The sequence below is a fragment of the Caulobacter sp. 05L422 genome, assembly GCF_056397765.1.
Genome location: NZ_JBFTOB010000028.1, coordinates 48,804 through 64,074, shown reverse-complemented (window position 1 = coordinate 64,074; position 15,271 = coordinate 48,804). Strand labels below are relative to the sequence as shown.

The 15,271-nt window shown below is 67.6% G+C and carries 17 protein-coding genes and 1 tRNA gene; 13 read left to right on the top strand and 5 right to left on the bottom strand.

All coding sequences use genetic code 11. From position 1 onward, the window contains the following. The first annotated feature begins 233 nt into the window (after positions 1-233). Entirely contained in the window at positions 234-2,372 is a 2,139-nt protein-coding gene (locus tag AC1DMQ_RS22955; protein WP_477035848.1) for a sodium-translocating pyrophosphatase, read from the top strand. 80 nt (positions 2,373-2,452) lie between these two features. Here the strand turns inward: AC1DMQ_RS22955 and AC1DMQ_RS22950 are convergent, their stop codons facing one another. Continuing rightward, positions 2,453-2,824, bottom strand: coding sequence for a hypothetical protein (locus tag AC1DMQ_RS22950; protein WP_477035847.1), 372 nt, complete (start codon positions 2,822-2,824; stop codon positions 2,453-2,455). A 202-nt stretch (positions 2,825-3,026) separates the two neighbouring features. Here AC1DMQ_RS22950 and AC1DMQ_RS22945 point away from each other — a divergent pair, with 202 nt between their 5' ends. Then, on the top strand, positions 3,027-4,811 hold the full coding sequence (locus AC1DMQ_RS22945) for an SLC13 family permease (protein WP_477035846.1): 1,785 nt from the start codon (positions 3,027-3,029) through the stop codon (positions 4,809-4,811). Here the strand turns inward: AC1DMQ_RS22945 and AC1DMQ_RS22940 are convergent, their stop codons facing one another. Together AC1DMQ_RS22940 and AC1DMQ_RS22935 are read right to left on the bottom strand one after the other, a co-directional pair. Beyond that, positions 4,812-5,384 carry a response regulator gene (locus AC1DMQ_RS22940; RefSeq protein ID WP_477035845.1) on the bottom strand — a complete coding sequence of 191 codons (573 nt, stop codon included), beginning with the start codon at positions 5,382-5,384 and terminating at the stop codon, positions 4,812-4,814. It lies immediately after the preceding gene. A gap of 173 nt (positions 5,385-5,557) precedes the next feature. Next, positions 5,558-6,043, bottom strand: coding sequence for an outer membrane protein assembly factor BamE (locus tag AC1DMQ_RS22935; RefSeq protein ID WP_477035844.1), 486 nt, complete (start codon positions 6,041-6,043; stop codon positions 5,558-5,560). Positions 6,044-6,164: 121 nt separating this feature from the next. Here AC1DMQ_RS22935 and AC1DMQ_RS22930 point away from each other — a divergent pair, with 121 nt between their 5' ends. The 7 genes from AC1DMQ_RS22930 to AC1DMQ_RS22900 all read left to right on the top strand — a co-directional run bounded on the left by AC1DMQ_RS22930 (position 6,165) and on the right by AC1DMQ_RS22900 (position 10,505). Continuing rightward, entirely contained in the window at positions 6,165-6,695 is a 531-nt protein-coding gene (locus AC1DMQ_RS22930) for a ubiquinol-cytochrome C chaperone family protein (protein WP_477035843.1), read from the top strand. Continuing rightward, the gene (locus AC1DMQ_RS22925; RefSeq protein WP_477035842.1) at positions 6,680-7,231 is read left to right on the top strand and encodes a YceD family protein; all 552 of its coding nucleotides are present in this window, start codon (positions 6,680-6,682) and stop codon (positions 7,229-7,231) included. The genes AC1DMQ_RS22930 and AC1DMQ_RS22925 overlap by 16 nt, the downstream gene beginning before the upstream one ends. Positions 7,232-7,344: 113 nt before the next feature. Next, complete coding sequence (gene plsX / locus AC1DMQ_RS22920; protein ID WP_477035841.1) at positions 7,345-8,436, top strand: phosphate acyltransferase PlsX; 1,092 nt, start codon at positions 7,345-7,347, stop codon at positions 8,434-8,436. Then, on the top strand, positions 8,433-9,410 hold the full coding sequence (locus AC1DMQ_RS22915; protein ID WP_477035840.1) for a beta-ketoacyl-ACP synthase III: 978 nt from the start codon (positions 8,433-8,435) through the stop codon (positions 9,408-9,410). Before plsX ends, AC1DMQ_RS22915 begins: the two co-directional genes overlap by 4 nt. A 188-nt stretch (positions 9,411-9,598) precedes the next feature. Then, on the top strand, positions 9,599-9,901 hold the full coding sequence (locus tag AC1DMQ_RS22910) for an integration host factor subunit alpha (protein WP_029915189.1): 303 nt from the start codon (positions 9,599-9,601) through the stop codon (positions 9,899-9,901). A gap of 13 nt (positions 9,902-9,914) precedes the next feature. Continuing rightward, a complete protein-coding gene (locus AC1DMQ_RS22905) occupies positions 9,915-10,343 on the top strand; it encodes a MerR family transcriptional regulator (protein WP_477035839.1) in 429 nt (142 codons plus the stop codon). Between the two features lie 85 nt (positions 10,344-10,428). Then, positions 10,429-10,505 (top strand) — tRNA-Pro (locus tag AC1DMQ_RS22900). 219 nt (positions 10,506-10,724) lie between these two features. Here the strand turns inward: AC1DMQ_RS22900 and AC1DMQ_RS22895 are convergent. Together AC1DMQ_RS22895 and AC1DMQ_RS22890 are read right to left on the bottom strand one after the other, a co-directional pair. Next, on the bottom strand, positions 10,725-10,952 hold the full coding sequence (locus AC1DMQ_RS22895; protein ID WP_477035838.1) for a DUF2842 domain-containing protein: 228 nt from the start codon (positions 10,950-10,952) through the stop codon (positions 10,725-10,727). Further along, positions 10,949-11,212: a GlsB/YeaQ/YmgE family stress response membrane protein gene (locus tag AC1DMQ_RS22890; protein WP_477035837.1), complete on the bottom strand. Its 264-nt coding sequence runs from the start codon at positions 11,210-11,212 to the stop codon at positions 10,949-10,951. The genes AC1DMQ_RS22895 and AC1DMQ_RS22890 overlap by 4 nt, the downstream gene beginning before the upstream one ends. Before the next feature lie 140 nt (positions 11,213-11,352). Between AC1DMQ_RS22890 and AC1DMQ_RS22885 the strand changes: the two genes are divergently transcribed. The 4 genes from AC1DMQ_RS22885 (at position 11,353) to rpsI (ending at position 15,234) form a co-directional block, all read left to right on the top strand. Continuing rightward, entirely contained in the window at positions 11,353-12,384 is a 1,032-nt protein-coding gene (locus AC1DMQ_RS22885) for a COX15/CtaA family protein (RefSeq protein ID WP_477035836.1), read from the top strand. An 82-nt stretch (positions 12,385-12,466) separates the two neighbouring features. Continuing rightward, positions 12,467-13,966 (top strand): alkaline phosphatase, encoded by a 1,500-nt coding sequence (locus tag AC1DMQ_RS22880; RefSeq protein WP_477035835.1) that lies wholly within the window; start codon positions 12,467-12,469, stop codon positions 13,964-13,966. Between the two features lie 317 nt (positions 13,967-14,283). Next, a complete protein-coding gene (rplM, locus tag AC1DMQ_RS22875) occupies positions 14,284-14,757 on the top strand; it encodes a 50S ribosomal protein L13 (protein WP_028040416.1) in 474 nt (157 codons plus the stop codon). A gap of 3 nt (positions 14,758-14,760) precedes the next feature. Then, complete coding sequence (gene rpsI / locus AC1DMQ_RS22870; protein ID WP_035079299.1) at positions 14,761-15,234, top strand: 30S ribosomal protein S9; 474 nt, start codon at positions 14,761-14,763, stop codon at positions 15,232-15,234. The last annotated feature ends 37 nt before the right edge of the window (positions 15,235-15,271 follow it).

The window sequence follows — 15,271 nt, the reverse complement described above, 5'->3', positions numbered from 1 at the left end:
AGCCTCCGGGCGTCCGCGCGCCCAGGTGAACGCCGTTCCTGCAATCGGTTGACACCCGCCGGTCATTTGGCACTGTCCTCGCCTTGGCGTCTTAACGACGCCATCAGGGAGCATCGAGGGGGCATGAGGCCATAGGCCCGCCCGTCGTGCGGCCGGGGGCGGTCTCTTCGATCGTAGTCCTGTCGAAGCGACGACCCTCTCGTGATTGAAACGCGAAAGAGGGCGACTTACCGATGAGTTCTTGGCTTTACGTGGCCATAGGGGCCGGACTGCTGGCGGTGCTGTACGGCGCCGTGCAGACGGCGTCTCTGATGCGGGCTTCGCCCGGCAATGCGAAGATGCAGGAGATCGCCGCGGCGATCCAGGAAGGGGCCCAGGCCTATCTGAACCGCCAATACACGACGATCGCCATCGTCGGCGTGGTGGTCATCGCCCTGCTGGGCTTCTTCTTCAAGTCGTGGGAGCAGCCGGTCGGCTTCGCCCTGGGCGCGATCCTGTCGGGCGCGGCCGGCTTCGCGGGCATGCTGATCTCGGTCCGGGCCAACGTCCGCACCGCCCAGGCCTCGTCCGAGAGCCTGGCCAAGGGCCTGTCGATGGCCTTCACCTCCGGCGCCGTGACCGGCATGCTGGTGGCGGGCTTCGCCCTGATCGGCGTGGCGGGCTACTTCGCCATCCTGCTGCAGACGGGCCACGCCGGCACCGACCGCGTGGTGGTCGATTCGCTGGTCTCGCTAGGCTTCGGCGCCAGCCTGATCTCGATCTTCGCCCGTCTGGGCGGCGGCATCTTCACCAAGGGCGCCGACGTCGGCGGCGATCTGGTGGGCAAGGTCGAGGCCGGCATTCCGGAAGATGACCCCCGCAACGCCGCGACCATCGCCGACAACGTCGGCGACAACGTCGGCGACTGCGCCGGCATGGCCGCCGACCTGTTCGAGACCTATGCGGTGACCACGGTCGCCACCATGGTGCTGGCCGCGATCTTCTTCCGCGGCACCGAGGCGGTGTCGTCGATGATGCTGCTGCCGCTGGCCATCTGCGCGGTCTGCATCGTCACCTCGATCATCGGCTCGTTCGCCGTGCGCCTGGGCAAGAAGCAGAACATCATGGGCGCCCTCTACCAGGGCCTGATCGTCACCGGCGCGCTGTCGATCCCGGCCGTGGGCTGGGTGATCTTCCAACTGGTGCCCGACGCCGTCACGGTCGGCGCCAAGACGTTCGGCGCGGCCGACCTGTTCCACTGCGGCCTGGTCGGCCTGGCGGTGACCGCCGCCATCGTGGTGATCACCGAATACTACACCGGCACCAACTTCCGTCCGGTGAAGTCGGTGGCCCAGGCCAGCGTCTCGGGTCACGGCACCAACGTGATCCAGGGCCTGGCCATGTCGCTGGAATCCACGGCCCTGCCGGCCTTGACCATCATCGTCGGCATCCTGGTGACCTATAACCTGGCGGGCCTGTTCGGCATCGCCATCGCCACCACCACCATGCTGTCCCTGGCCGGCTTCATCGTCGCCCTGGACGCCTTCGGCCCCGTCACGGACAACGCCGGCGGCATCGCGGAAATGGCCGGCCTGCCGCCGGAAGTCCGCGTCACCACCGACGCCTTGGACGCGGTGGGCAACACCACCAAGGCCGTCACCAAGGGCTACGCCATCGGTTCGGCCGGCCTGGGCGCCCTGGTGCTGTTCGCCGCCTACACCGAAGACCTGAAGTTCTTCTCGGCCCACGCCGAGGCCGGGAGCTTCTTCGACGGCATGGGGCCGGTGACCTTCGACCTGTCCAACCCCTATGTCGTGGTCGGCCTGCTGTTCGGGGGGCTGCTGCCCTTCCTGTTCGGCGGCATGTCGATGACCGCCGTGGGCCGGGCCGCCGAGGCCGTCGTGGCCGAGGTGCGCCGCCAGTTCCGCGAGAACCCGGGCATCATGACCTACGAGACCAAGCCCGAATACGGCAAGGCCGTGGACATCCTGACCAAGGCGGCGATCCGCGAGATGATCGTGCCGTCGCTGCTGCCGGTGGTCTCGCCGGTGGTGCTGTTCTTCGTGATCCAGGCCATCGCCGGGAAAGTGGATGCTTTCGCATCCTTGGGCGCCATGCTGATGGGCGTGATCGTCACCGGCCTGTTCGTCGCCATCTCGATGACGAGCGGCGGCGGCGCCTGGGACAACGCCAAGAAGGTGATCGAGGAAGGCTTCACCGACAAGGACGGCGTCCTGCACAAGAAGGGCGGCGACACCCACAAGGCCGCCGTCACCGGCGACACCGTCGGCGACCCCTACAAGGACACCTCGGGTCCCGCCGTGAACCCTATGATCAAGATCACCAACATCGTGGCCCTGCTGCTGCTGGCGGTCCTGGCCCACGGGGTCTGATCTCGATCTTCAGACCCTGACATGACGACGCCCCGGAGGTTTCCCTCCGGGGCGTTTTCATTTGGGCCGGATCGTTCGGCTTAGCTGCGGCGGCCGTCGTGACGGTCATCGTGGCGGTCGTCGCGACGATCATGGCGGTCATCGCGGTCGCGACGTTCGATCTTGATCTGGCGGCTCAGGCGATCGAAGCGGGCGTCCAGGTCGGCGCGCTCGCGCATCGACAGGCCGTTCGACCGGCGATAGGTGACTTCCAGGCGGCTGATCGAGCGGAACTCGCTGCGCAGGCGCATGGCTTCCGAGCGGGTCAGCGAGCCGTTGCGGACGCCTTGGTCGATCCGGTGATCCAGGGTGGCCTGGCGCTGATTGATGGTCTGCCACGGGGCGGCTTGGGCGGCCAGCGGGGCGGCGGCGACGGTGGCCAGGGCGGCCAGGGCGAGAAGAGTGCGCTTCATGGTGTTTAGTCTCCGACGATAATCTGTCGGGCGCCCGACGCGTCCGATGGAGGCCATAAAGCGCTACCTCGCCTGAACGTTCCCCGAGCCCGCGGTTATGTTCCGTTCATGTGGCGGGTGGTCGCAGGAAGGGTGAACGGAACCTGGTCGCGGCCGTTGTCTCACCGGGCCAAGCTTGTGGGCCTGGGCGGGGCGACGACGCGTGACATTGCAGCAGGGACTGTCCTTCGGTCTGATCGGCGCGACGGTGCTTTGCTTCATCTGGGGGCGCTGGCGCTACGATCTGGTGGCGCTGGGCGCCCTGGCCGTCGGGGTGGTGTTCGGGCTGATCCCGATCAAGTCGGCCTTCGACGGCTTTTCCAACGACATCGTGGTGATCATCGCCAGCGCCCTGGTGCTGAGCGCCGCCATCTCGCGTTCGGGCCTGGTCGACACCCTGATGGCGCCGCTGCTGCCGCACCTGAAGGACGAGCGCACCCAGGTCCCCGTGCTGTCGACGGCCACGACCCTGCTGTCGATGGTCACCAAGAACGTCGGGGCCCTGGCGCTGATGATGCCGTCGGCCCTGCGCATCGCCCGCAACACCGGCGTGTCGCCCGGCCGGTTGCTGATGCCGATGTCGTTCGGCTCGCTGGTCGGCGGCCTGGCCGTGCTGGTCGGCACCTCGCCCAACATCATCGTCTCGGAAGTGCGGCAGGAGGCCCTGGGCAAGCCCTTCGCCATGTTCGACTTCATGCCGGTGGGCGGGACCCTGGCGGTGCTGGCGATCCTCTACCTGTCGTTCGCCTACCGCCTGTTGCCCAAGGGGCGCGCGGCCGCCATCGACATCGACGCGGCCCTGGCGGCCAACGCCTATGTCACCGAGGTCGAGATTCCGGAAGGCTGGACGTTCGAGCAGTCGCGGGTGGCCGACCTGAGGAAGGCGGCGGGGCAGGCGGTGGCCGTCGTGGCGCTGCTGCGCGGCCGTCGCCGGATCGCCTCGCCGCATCCCAACCGCAAGCTCCTGCCGGGCGACGTCCTGTTGCTGGAGGGCCAGCAGCAGGAGCTGAACGAGCTGATCGTCAAAGCTCGGTTGAAACTGACCGACGCCGACCGCCCCGTCGTCATGGAGGAGCCGACCGACGAGGTGCGGGTGGTCGAGGCGGTGATCGGCGCGGATTCCGACCTGATCGGCCAGACGGCCAAGAGCCTGACCCTGAACCATGCCTACGGCGTCAACCTGCTGGGCGTCAGCCGCGCCGGCTACCGCATGGCCGGACGCCTGGCCACGGTGCGGATGAAGGCCGGCGACATCCTGGTGCTGCAGGGCGCCGAACAGAAGCTGCCGACGGCCCTGCAGGCCCTGGGCTGCCTGCCGCTAGCCGAGCGGGAGGTGCGCCTGGGCGGCATGCGCCACGCCCTGCTGCCGACCGCCGTCCTGGCCGTGGCCATGCTGCTGGTGGCCTTCGGAGTGCTGCCGGTGGCCGGGGGCTTCTTCGCGGCCGCGGTCGTGGTGGTCGCCACCGGGGCCCTGCGGATGCGCGAGGCCTATGCGGCGCTGGACGCGCCGGTGCTGGTGCTGGTGGCGGCCCTGATCCCCGTCAGCGATACGGTCCAGGCCAGCGGCGGCACCGACCTGATCGCCGGCTGGCTGTCGGGGGCGTTCCACGGCCTGCCGCCGTTGCTGACCCTGACGGCGATGATGGCCGTGGCCATGGCGGCCACGCCCTTCCTGAACAACGCCGCCACGGTGCTGATCGTCGCCCCGATCGGCCTGGGCCTGGCCAAGCATCTGGGGCTGAGCCCGGATCCGTTCCTGATGGCCGTGGCGGTGGGGGCGGGCTGCGACTTCCTCACCCCGGTCGGCCACCAGTGCAACACGCTGGTGCTGGGGCCCGGAGGCTATCGGTTCGGCGACTACGCCCGGCTGGGCGCGCCGCTCACCGTGCTGATCCTGGTGGTGGCCCCTAGCCTGATCGCGCTGGTCTGGCCGTTCGCGGGCAGATGATCAGTAGACGTCTTCGGGATTGAGGATCGGCTCCGGGGAGACCTGGCCGTCGGCGTCGGTGAAGACCTGGGCTTCGGCCGTCTCGGCGGCTCCGCGCCGTTCCTGGCCATTGTAGTCGTGGTCGATCTTGCGGCGGCGGCAGGGGCCGAAATAGACGCTGGTCCGGACGAAGTCGCGCGGGTTGTTGATCACCTCGTTGACCCGGTGCAGCACGCCGCGGGCGGTGAGGGGCTTGGCCAGGAACTCGGTGACGCCGGCCATGCGGGCCTCGTCGAGGCTGGCGCGGGTGGCGTGGCCGGTGACCATGATGATCGGCGTATAGGGATTGCTGCTGGCCGGCGAGGTGCGCACCCAGCGGATGAAGGCCAGGCCGTCGACCGGCTGCATCATCAGGTCGGTGAAGATGATGTCGACTTCGCGCTCGGTGACGATCTTCAGCGCCTCGACGCCGTCGCTGGCCACGAAGATCTTGCGGATGCCCAACGACTTCAGGACCGTGGCGATGATCTCGCGCATCGGCTCGTTGTCGTCGATGATGAGCACCGTCAACGGACGCAGATCGGGCGCGCTCAACTGTCATCCCCCCGGAAGTCGCGGCGCCACGATACGCCGTCGGAGCCTTGCTTCCAGAGATTGTACAGATCGTCGTTTAGAAACCGTTGACGCGATGACAAATTGTCGCGGAAATTCAGCTGCTTATGTTTAACGAACCGTACGGCGGAGCTTCCCCCCGGGGGGGGAGCTGCCTAGCGGCGGTCCTGCGGACGGTTGCCGGGGGTGTCGTCGTCCTGAGGCAGCATGCCGCCACGGCCGACGTTGCCCAGCAGCTGCTCGAGGATCGTCATCTCGCGACCGCGGGTCGGGGTCTCATGGCCGTTGTAGGCGATGACCTTGCCGTCCTTCAGCGTGTAGGTGTCCACCGAGGCGACCTTTTCGTCGGCCGGGTTGAACTTGATCGCCACAACGTCGCGCTTGATCACCCGCGGCTTGTAGAAGGCCACGCGGTCGGTGGTCTGCGAGATGTAGTACCAGGCGTTCTGGTCGAAGGTGGACGTGGCGGAGGGCGAGCCCAGCTTTTCCGTCACGGTCGACTTGCTGTCCTCGCCGATCTTCATGTCGGCGGGCTTGGCTTCGATGGCCTGGAAGCCCGAATAGCTCGTCAGCGGCGTACAGCCCCCGGCGACGGCGGCGAGGCCGATGACGGCGGCGGCGAGAACGGCAGGACGAAACATTGAGGCTCCGGAACCTAAGCAGGCTGACTTTGACCTATCGCCCGCGCGGGCTTAGTTCAATGGTCCGCGTGGATTGAACGGCTAACTAGTTCCGTGTCGCGGCGAAATCGAGGCGAGTGTGATGTTTCTGGACCGGCTGCTCAAACCCAGGCCCGCCAAGGCGGCGGGGGGCAAACTCTATGCCTCGGCGGCGGCTCAGGCCCGCTCGCCCGTCTTTTACGCCCAGATGGGCGTGCACGACTCGATGGAGGGGCGGTTCGAGCTGTTCACCCTGCACGTGGCGCTGCTGCTGGAGCGGCTGAAGGCCCAGGGCGACTCGGCGGCCGAGGTCTCCCAGGAGACCTTCAACGCCTATACGCGCGGCCTGGACGACGCCTTCCGCGAGATCGGCGTGTCCGACACCGCCGTCGGCAAGAAGATGAAGAAGCTGGTCGGCGCCGCCTATGGCCGCCTCAAGGCGTTCGACGAGGCGGCCAACGCCTTGCCCGATCGCTCGGTGCTGACCGCCGCCCTGGCCCGCACGGCCTTCGAGGAGCGCGGCGAGGGCGACTTGGCCGGCCTGACCGACTATGTGGTCGCCGCGCGCGACCGATTGGCGGCTCAGCCGCTTGAGACCCTGCTGCAAGGAGAGGCCCAATGGCCGAAGGCGTGATCAATCCCTGGCCCTACAGCGTCACCTTGGGCCGGATGGGCCGTAGCGGCCTGGATCTGCGCTTCGAGCCGGATGCCGCTGAGCGCGCGGATATCGCCAAGACCCTGAACTTGGTGTCTCTGGAATCGCTGGACGCCGAGGTGTTCCTGCGTCCGTGGCTGGACGGCGCTGAGGTCTCGGGCCTGATCCGCGCTCGCGTCGTTCAATTGTGCGGCGTCTCGGCCGAAGAGTTCGAGGAGCCGATCGAATCGCGGTTCTCGGTCCGCGTTCTGCCGGCCGACAGCGAGAATAGCTCGCCCGACGAGAACGGCGACTTGGCGCTCGATCCGGAGGGCGACGACCCGCCCGACGTGCTGGAGGGCGAGACCATCGACGTCTCCGGCTATGTGATCGAGCACCTGGCCCTGGAGCTGGATCCGTTCCCCCGCAAGCCGGGCGCGGTTTTTCAACCTCCGGCCGAACCTGTGGATCTTTCGCCCTTCGCCGCCCTGAAAAAGCTGAAGAGCGACCCCGACGCCGGGGGCGAGGGGGGCTGAAAATGGGCGATTCCTTCCGCTTGCGTGATATTCTCGCGGCTGTATCGTCCCGCCGCCTTGCCACGCCCCCTTTTGAACGGGCGGTGCGCCGCTACAGGAGCCGATAGCGCCTCGTGCCTCACCCCGTAGTCATTTCGATCGACGCCATGGGCGGGGATCACGGTCCGTCCGTGATCGTTCCCGCCGTGGCGCTCGCCGCTAAGAACCTGCCTGACGTCCGCTTCCTGCTGCATGGCGACGAAGCCCAGTTGAACGCCTGCCTGGCCAAGTCCCCGGCCGCCCGCGCCGTCAGCGAGGTGCGCCACACCGACAAGGCCATCTCGATGGAGGAGAAGCCCGCCCAGGCCATGCGCCGGGGCAAGGGCACCAGCCTGTGGAACGCCGTCGAGGCGATCCGCAACAACGAAGCCGCCGCCTGCGTCTCCGCCGGCAACACCGGCGCCCTGATGGCGATCTCCAAACTGATCCTGCGCATGGGCGCCAATCTGGAGCGGCCGGCGATCGTGGCCAGCTGGCCGACCATGCAGGGCGTTTCGGCCGTGCTCGACGTCGGCGCCAATGTCGAGAGCGACGCCAAGCAGCTGATCGAGTTCGCGATCATGGGCGCGGCCTTCCACCACGCGGTGCACGGCTCGCAGCGTCCGACCGTGGGCCTGCTCAATGTCGGATCCGAGGACCAGAAGGGCCATGAGGAGGTGCGCGAGGCGCACGCCATCCTCAAGGAAACCAAGCTGGACTTCGACTATCGCGGCTTCGTCGAGGGCACCGACATCGCCAAGGGCACGGTCGACGTGGTCGTCACCGACGGCTTCACCGGCAACGTGGCCCTGAAGACCGCCGAGGGCTTGGCCCGGTTCTTCGCGGCCGAGATCCGCTCGACCCTGACCTCGGGCCCGCTGGCCATGCTCGGAGCGGTGATCGCTTCGGGCGCGCTGAAGAAGATGCGCCGGCGCCTGGATCCCGGCCGGGTCAACGGCGGCCCGCTGCTGGGCCTCAACGGCATCGTGGTCAAGAGCCACGGCGGGGCGGACGCCATCGGCTACGCCTCGGCCATCCGCGTGGCGGTCGACCTGGCGCGCAGCGACTTCTCGGCCGAAATTGATCGCAATCTGAAGCGACTGACCGAAACCGGCCTCAACGCCGGCGCAGAAGAAGAAACGGCTGATGGCGCGTCGGGCGCCGAGGGCCAGGGAGCTTCCGAGTGAGCGTAATTCGTAGCGCCGTCACCGGCGTCGGGGCCTATCTGCCGGACAACATCGTCACCAACGACCAGTTGGCCGAAACCGTCGACACCAGCGACGCCTGGATCGTCGAGCGCACGGGCATCCGCCAACGCCACATGGTGGCCGACGACCAGCCGGTCTCGGACCTGGCCTTCCGCGCCGCCCAGCAGGCGCTGGAGCGGGCCGGCAAGACCGCCGCCGACGTCGACCTGATCATCGTCGCCACCACCACGCCGGACATGACCTTCCCGGCCACCGCCACCATCGTCCAGCGCAAGCTGGGCGCGCCGGTGGGCATCGCTTTCGACGTCCAGGCCGTGTGCTCGGGCTTCGTCTACGCGCTCAGCGTCGCCGACGGCTTCGTGGCCCGCGGCCACGCCAAGTGCGCCATCGTGATCGGCGCCGAGGCCATGACCCGGCTGATGGACTGGACCGATCGCGGCACCTGCGTGCTGTTCGGCGACGGGGCCGGGGCGGTGGTGCTGGAGCCGCGCGAAGGGCAGGGGACCACCGCCGACCAGGGCGTGCTCGGCTTCGCCCTGCGCGCCGACGGCACCAAGCAGGAGCTGCTCTATGTCGACGGCGGTCCGTCGACCACGGGCACGGTGGGCAAGCTGCGCATGCTGGGCAACCAGGTGTTCAAGCATGCGGTGATCAACATATCCGAGGCGATCCACGCCGCCGCAGCGGTGGCGAACGTGACGATCCCCGAGGTCGACTGGTTCATTCCCCACCAGGCCAACCAGCGGATCCTGGCCGGCGTCGCCCATCGGGTGGGCATCGACGAGGACAAGGTGATCTCGACGGTCGCCCTGCACGCCAACACCTCGGCCGCCTCGATCCCCCTGGCCTTCGCCCAGGGAATCGCCGACGGCCGGATCAAGCCGGGCCAGCTGCTGCTGCTCGAGGCGATGGGCGGCGGACTGACCTGGGGCGCCTGCGTTCTGCGACTTTAAGGCCAAGCTTGGCTGTTTTGGGCCGCTAGCTTGCGCTATCGTCTCAAGTCTTGGCGCTCAGCCTTTGACTCCATGCGATAATCGCGGCATGCAGGCTTGAGTTGATGAGGGCGCGTTGCGGAAACACGGGGCTCCGCCTTGTCGGACGCGGGCGCTTTAGGTTTGTCAATCAAGCGTAAGGGGGCGTCATGAAAGGCGCGACATTGACCCGGGCCGATCTCTGCGAGGCGGTCCACGAGGAAGTCGGGCTGACCCGCCAGGATTGCGCGGGTCTGGTCGAACGCACCCTGGATCTGGTCGCCGAGGCGCTGGAACAGGGTGAAACGGTCAAGCTTTCCGGTTTCGGCGTCTTCCAGGTGCGTGACAAGCGGGCCCGCATGGGCCGCAATCCCAAGACGGGAGAGCCCGCCGAGATCGAGCCCCGCCGGGTGATCGGTTTCCGGGCCTCGCAAGTCATGAAGGCGCGAATCGACCGCGCCTTGGGCGGCTAAGGGAAATCATGCGGTGGCGAAGGGGCCCAACGCCTTCCGCACGATTTCAGAAGCCGCCGAGGAGCTGGGCGTGCCGCAGCACGTCCTGCGCTTCTGGGAAACCAAGTTCTCTTTCATTCGCCCGATGAAGCGGGCCGGCGGGCGGCGGTTCTATCGCCCGCAGGACATCGCCGTGCTGAGCGGCGTGCGCGCCCTGCTGCACGCCGAGGGCTACACCATCAAGGGCGTGCAGAAACTGCACCGCGAGCAGGGCCTGACCCACGTGATCGCCGCGGGCCTGGGCGACAACGGCTCGGCCTCTCTGGACGTCCTGGCCGCCGCGGCCGTCGATTCGTCTCCGCACGGCGAGCTGGCCGAGGAGGCGCGGGATCGTCTGGTCATGGCGCTGGACGACCTTCAGGCCGTCAAAGCCCGGCTGGACGGGCTTTTGCGGGGCCTCTGAAGGCCGCTTCAAATCCCTGGGAATTGCCCGAGAAATCCCATTGCCCCCGGCAAGGCTCGCACCTATAAGGGCGCTCCTTCCGGATCGGAGCGTGGCGCAGCCTGGTAGCGCACTTGACTGGGGGTCAAGGGGTCGCAGGTTCGAATCCTGTCGCTCCGACCATTCCTCTCAGGGGGAATTGGAGACCGGAAGAATGGAAAGGCCGCCCTTCGGGGCGGCCTTTTTCGTTTCCGGCATTCGCAGTGCGGCGAACACTTGCCCCCTACGGATCGCTTCGCGATCGTCTTCCCCCATAGGGGAAGAGGGGCGTTGCGGGGCGTCCTCCGCCCCCTATGGGGGCGGACAGGCGGCGAAGCCGCCAGGTGGGGGCAAGTCAGTGAGCTACTGACCAATCCTCTTGTCGGCTTTCCCCATCCACGACATCAGCGGCATCAGCGGCAGGCCCCAGCCCATGCCCGCGACCACGAAATAGATCAGGTGCACGGCGCGATTGTTCGGCAGGTAGTCGTAGAGGCTGGTGAAGGCCCAGATCCAGGCGGCCAGGAACACCATGATGCCGATCCCGCCGATCAGTTTGCGCAGGCGGGCGGGAATGAGGGGAGCGCTCAAGCGGGTCTCCGGAAGATGCTCGAAACAATGCCGAGGACGGCCAGGAAGAAGATCGCGCCCACGCTGGAGACCAGCAGGCTGCCGAGGAAGCCGTCGAACCGGAAGTCCAGCCGCTGGGCGATGAAGGTTCCGATGAACGAACCGACGACGCCGATCAAGAGCTTGGTGAACAGCGCGTGCCGGCGGGCCAGCACCAGGTCAGCGACATAGCCGGCCAGGATGCCGATCACCACGGCCACGAAAACGCCAACCCCGCTCATGATGTTCTCCGACCCCCGCGACCCCGCATCATCGCACGCGAGGCCTTACGCGTCATGAGGCCATGGACGAAGCCGCGCGTCAGGCGTACGGCAAGGCTTCGCCGTATTTCGGCCCTCAACTGACGTTCTTTCCGGCTGTCATGACGTCCTTTTTGCGTTCCGATCGTTCAAGGCCCGTGGCCATCTGGCTGTTCGTCGTGGCCGTCCTGGTGTTTGGCATGGTGGTGGTCGGCGGCGCGACGCGCCTGACCGACTCGGGTCTGTCGATCACCCAGTGGAAGCCGATCATGGGCGCGCTGCCGCCGATGTCGGACGAGGCCTGGCGGGCCAATTTCGAGCTCTACAAGAAGATCCCGCAGTACAGGCTGGTGAACGCCGGCATGACGCTGGAGGCCTACAAGGGCATCTTCTGGTGGGAGTGGGCGCACCGGCTGCTGGGCCGGCTGGTCGGGGCGGCGTTCGCCATCCCGTTCGTGTTCTTCCTGGTCCGCCGGATGATCCCGCGCCGCCTGATCTGGCGCTGCGCCGTGCTGTTCGGCCTGGGCGGCCTGCAGGGGCTGGTCGGCTGGTGGATGGTGTCCAGCGGCCTGTCCGAACGGGTTTCGGTGGCGCCCGAGCGGCTGATGATCCACCTGGGCCTGGCCCTGGTGCTGTTCGTCGCCCTGGTGTGGACCGCCCTGGACGCCTGGTCCGGCTCGCCGCGCATCGAGGAGCGCACCGACTGGCGTGGCTGGGCCCTGGGCTTCCTGGGCGCGGTGTTCTTCCAGAGCCTGCTGGGCGCTCTGGTGGCCGGCAACGACGCGGGTCTGGTCTACAACGACTGGCCGCTGATGAACGGCGCGCTGATCCCTGCCGAATACGCAGGCCACGGCTTCTGGGGCACGATCGCCCACAGCCAGGGCGCGGTGCAGCTGCACCACCGGCTGATGGCCTACGCCCTGTTCATCGCCGCCATCGTCATCGGCGTGGCCGCGAGCCGTTCGCGCCGCCTGCCGGAGGAGGCCAAGCTGATGGCCTTCGTGCTGGTCGGAGTGGTCTGCCTGCAGGCGGGCCTGGGCATCTGGACCCTGATGGCCGCCGTGCCGCTGGCCCTGGGCGTGCTGCACCAGGCCGGGGCGGCGATCTTGCTGGCCACGGCCACGGCCTTCGCCTGGCGGGTCAGAAGACCCTAGGGCGAGGCTTTCCACAGGGGCGCACAACGAACTGTCACGAAAACACAGCACAGGACGAGCGATGTCCCAGCTGGAGCTTACCGTGATCCGCGCCCCCCTGTTTCTCGCCGGAGCCATGCTCCTGGCCGCCGCGCCCGCCGTCGTCCACGCCGCGCCCAAGCCCGCCCCGAAGCCGGCCCCCGTGGCCAACGCCGCGCCCGGCGACGCCTACTACCAGGCCGGTCAGGCCGCCCTGGCCAAGGCCCTGACGGTCAATCCGCGCACCGGCAAGGCCAAGAACGTCATCCTGTTCCTGGGCGACGGCATGGGCATCTCCACCGTGGTCGCCAGCCGCATCTATGAAGGCCAGCAGCGCGGCGTCGACGGCGAGAGCAATTCGCTGTCGTTCGAGAAGCTGCCCTGGACGGCCCTGTCCAAGACCTACAGCCACGACACCCAGGTGACCGACAGCGCGGCGGGGATCACCGCCATCACCACCGGCGTGAAGACCCGCAACAAGATCATCGGCCTGACCGGCGTGACGATCCCCGAGAAGTGCGAGACCGAGGCCGGACAGCGCGTCGAGACCATCGCCGAACTGGCCAAGGCCCACGGCCTGTCGGCCGGCGCGGTCACCACCACCCGCATCACCCACGCCACGCCGGCCGGGACCTACGCCCACACCGCCTATCGCGACTGGGAAGGCGACGGCGACATGCCCACCGACGCCCTGGCCGCCGGCTGCAAGGACATCGCCCGCCAGCTGGTCGAGGCCCCGGCCGGCATCCGCCTGGACGTGGCGCTGGGGGGAGGGCGCTCGCGCTTCCTGCCCGAGGCCAAGGACGGCAAGCGCGCCGACGGCCGCGACCTGACCGCCGAATGGCTGAAGGCCCCCAACGCCGCCTATGTGACCACCGACGCCCAGCTGGCGGCGCTGGATCCGGCCAAGACCGGCCCCGTGCTCGGCCTGTTCGCCAAGGAACACCTGCCCTACGAGGTCGAGCGCCCGCTCCTGGGCGAGGGCGTGCCGACGCTGGCGGCCATGGCCACCAAGGCCGTCGACCTGCTGTCGAAGAACCCCAAGGGCTACTTCCTGCTGGTCGAGGGCGGCAAGATCGACATGGGCAGCCACATGAACAACGCCAAGCGGACCCTGACCGAGACGGTCGAGTTCTCCAAGGCGATCCAGGCGGTTCTGGACAAGGTGAACCTGGACGACACCCTGGTCATCGTCACCGCCGACCACAGCCACGGCCTGGTGATCTCGGGCTACGCCGCCCGCAACAGCCCGATCCTGGGCCTGGCCGGCAACGAGGGCGAGCCGATCATGGCCGGCGACGGCAAGCCCTACACCGTGCTGAGCTTCGCCACCGGTCCCGGCGGCCCGGAAGGCTCCAACCTGCGCGCCGACCCGACCAAGGAAGACACCGACGACATCGACTACCACCAGAACGCCACGGCCTTCCTGGGCAGCTCGGCCCACTCGGGCGAGGACGTGGGCGTGTTCGCCGACGGGCCCGGCGCCTATCTGGTCCACGGCGTGGTGGAGGAGAGCTTCCTCTACCAGGTCATGCGCCACGCCTACGGCTTCGACGCTCAATAAAGATCGTCATCCTCGGGCTTGTCCCGAGGACCCCTTTGTCGGCTTCCGCATAGGTGAGGGAGGGGGCGCTGCGTTCGCGGCGCCCCGTTCTGCGTTTCAGGGGCGGCTGAGGCCGGGGTGAACAAGTCCGAGGATGACGGACGGCATAATGCGGTATCATAATACCCAATCACGAAATCCCTTGTCCCGTAAGGGTTTGCGGAGTTTTCTGCGCGCGCATTGTTGACAGGCCGCGAACGCTCCTGTACCTGCCGCCCCTCACGCAGACGGAGCCGCTTTCCTTGGCCCCCGACGCACAAGGAATACGGATCAATCCCATGCAAAAGACCACGGCTTCCCTGAAGCCCGCCGAGGTCGAGAAGAAGTGGATCGTGGTCGACGCCCAGGACGCCGTTGTCGGTCGTCTGGCGACGTTCATCGCCATGCGTCTTCGCGGCAAGCATCGTCCCGACTACACCCCGCACGTTGACTGCGGCGACTTCGTCGTCGTCATCAACGCCGACAAGGTGAAGTTCACCGGCAAGAAGCTGGACGACAAGGTTTACTACCGCCACACCGGTCACCCGGGCGGCGTCAAGTCGACCACCCCGCGCAAGCTGCTGGAAGGCCGCTTCCCGGAACGCGTCCTCGAAAAGGCCGTCGAGCGCATGCTGCCCAAGGAAAGCCCCCTGGCGCGCAAGCAACTGACCCACCTGCTCATCTACAACAACGGTGAGCACCCGCACCAAGCGCAGAGCCCTGAAGTGATCGATTTCGCTTCGCGCAACGCCAAGAACACCCGGAGCGCCTAAGTCATGTCTGAAGCTCAAGGCTTTGACGCGCTGGCCAGCCTGTCCAGCAACCCGGAAGCTGCCGCTCCCGCCGAACCCAAGATCGACGCCCAGGGCCGCGCCTATGCGACCGGCAAGCGCAAGAACGCGATCGCTCGCGTCTGGATCAAGCCGGGCAAGGGCTCGATCACGATCAACGGTCGTGACCAGGAAGTCTATTTCGCTCGCCCCGTGCTGCGCATGATGATCGCCCAGCCCCTGGAGGTCACCGACCGCCTGGGCCAGTTCGACGTCGTCGTCACCGTGGAAGGCTCGGGCCTGTCGGGCCAAGCCGGCGCCGTGCGTCACGGCCTGTCCAAGGCCCTGACCTACTACGAGCCCGGCCTGCGCACCCTGCTGAAGCCGCACGGCTTCCTGACCCGCGACAGCCGCGTCGTCGAGCGTAAGAAGTACGGCAAGGCCAAGGCCCGCCGCTCCTTCCAGTTCTCGAAGCGCTAAGCGTTTCAAGTTCCTCGAAGAAAGAGGCCGCGGTTTC

Coding starts and splice junctions, on each gene's coding strand:
- AC1DMQ_RS22925 (WP_477035842.1), top strand. CDS start 6,680: ATGGCCGAAGGCGTGATCAATCCCTGGCCCTACAGCGTCACCTTGGGC.
- AC1DMQ_RS22935 (WP_477035844.1), bottom strand. CDS start 6,043: ATGTTTCGTCCTGCCGTTCTCGCCGCCGCCGTCATCGGCCTCGCCGCC.
- AC1DMQ_RS22910 (WP_029915189.1), top strand. CDS start 9,599: ATGAAAGGCGCGACATTGACCCGGGCCGATCTCTGCGAGGCGGTCCAC.
- AC1DMQ_RS22950 (WP_477035847.1), bottom strand. CDS start 2,824: ATGAAGCGCACTCTTCTCGCCCTGGCCGCCCTGGCCACCGTCGCCGCC.
- rplM (WP_028040416.1), top strand. CDS start 14,284: ATGCAAAAGACCACGGCTTCCCTGAAGCCCGCCGAGGTCGAGAAGAAG.
- AC1DMQ_RS22885 (WP_477035836.1), top strand. CDS start 11,353: ATGACGTCCTTTTTGCGTTCCGATCGTTCAAGGCCCGTGGCCATCTGG.
- rpsI (WP_035079299.1), top strand. CDS start 14,761: ATGTCTGAAGCTCAAGGCTTTGACGCGCTGGCCAGCCTGTCCAGCAAC.
- AC1DMQ_RS22890 (WP_477035837.1), bottom strand. CDS start 11,212: ATGAGCGGGGTTGGCGTTTTCGTGGCCGTGGTGATCGGCATCCTGGCC.
- AC1DMQ_RS22930 (WP_477035843.1), top strand. CDS start 6,165: ATGTTTCTGGACCGGCTGCTCAAACCCAGGCCCGCCAAGGCGGCGGGG.
- AC1DMQ_RS22955 (WP_477035848.1), top strand. CDS start 234: ATGAGTTCTTGGCTTTACGTGGCCATAGGGGCCGGACTGCTGGCGGTG.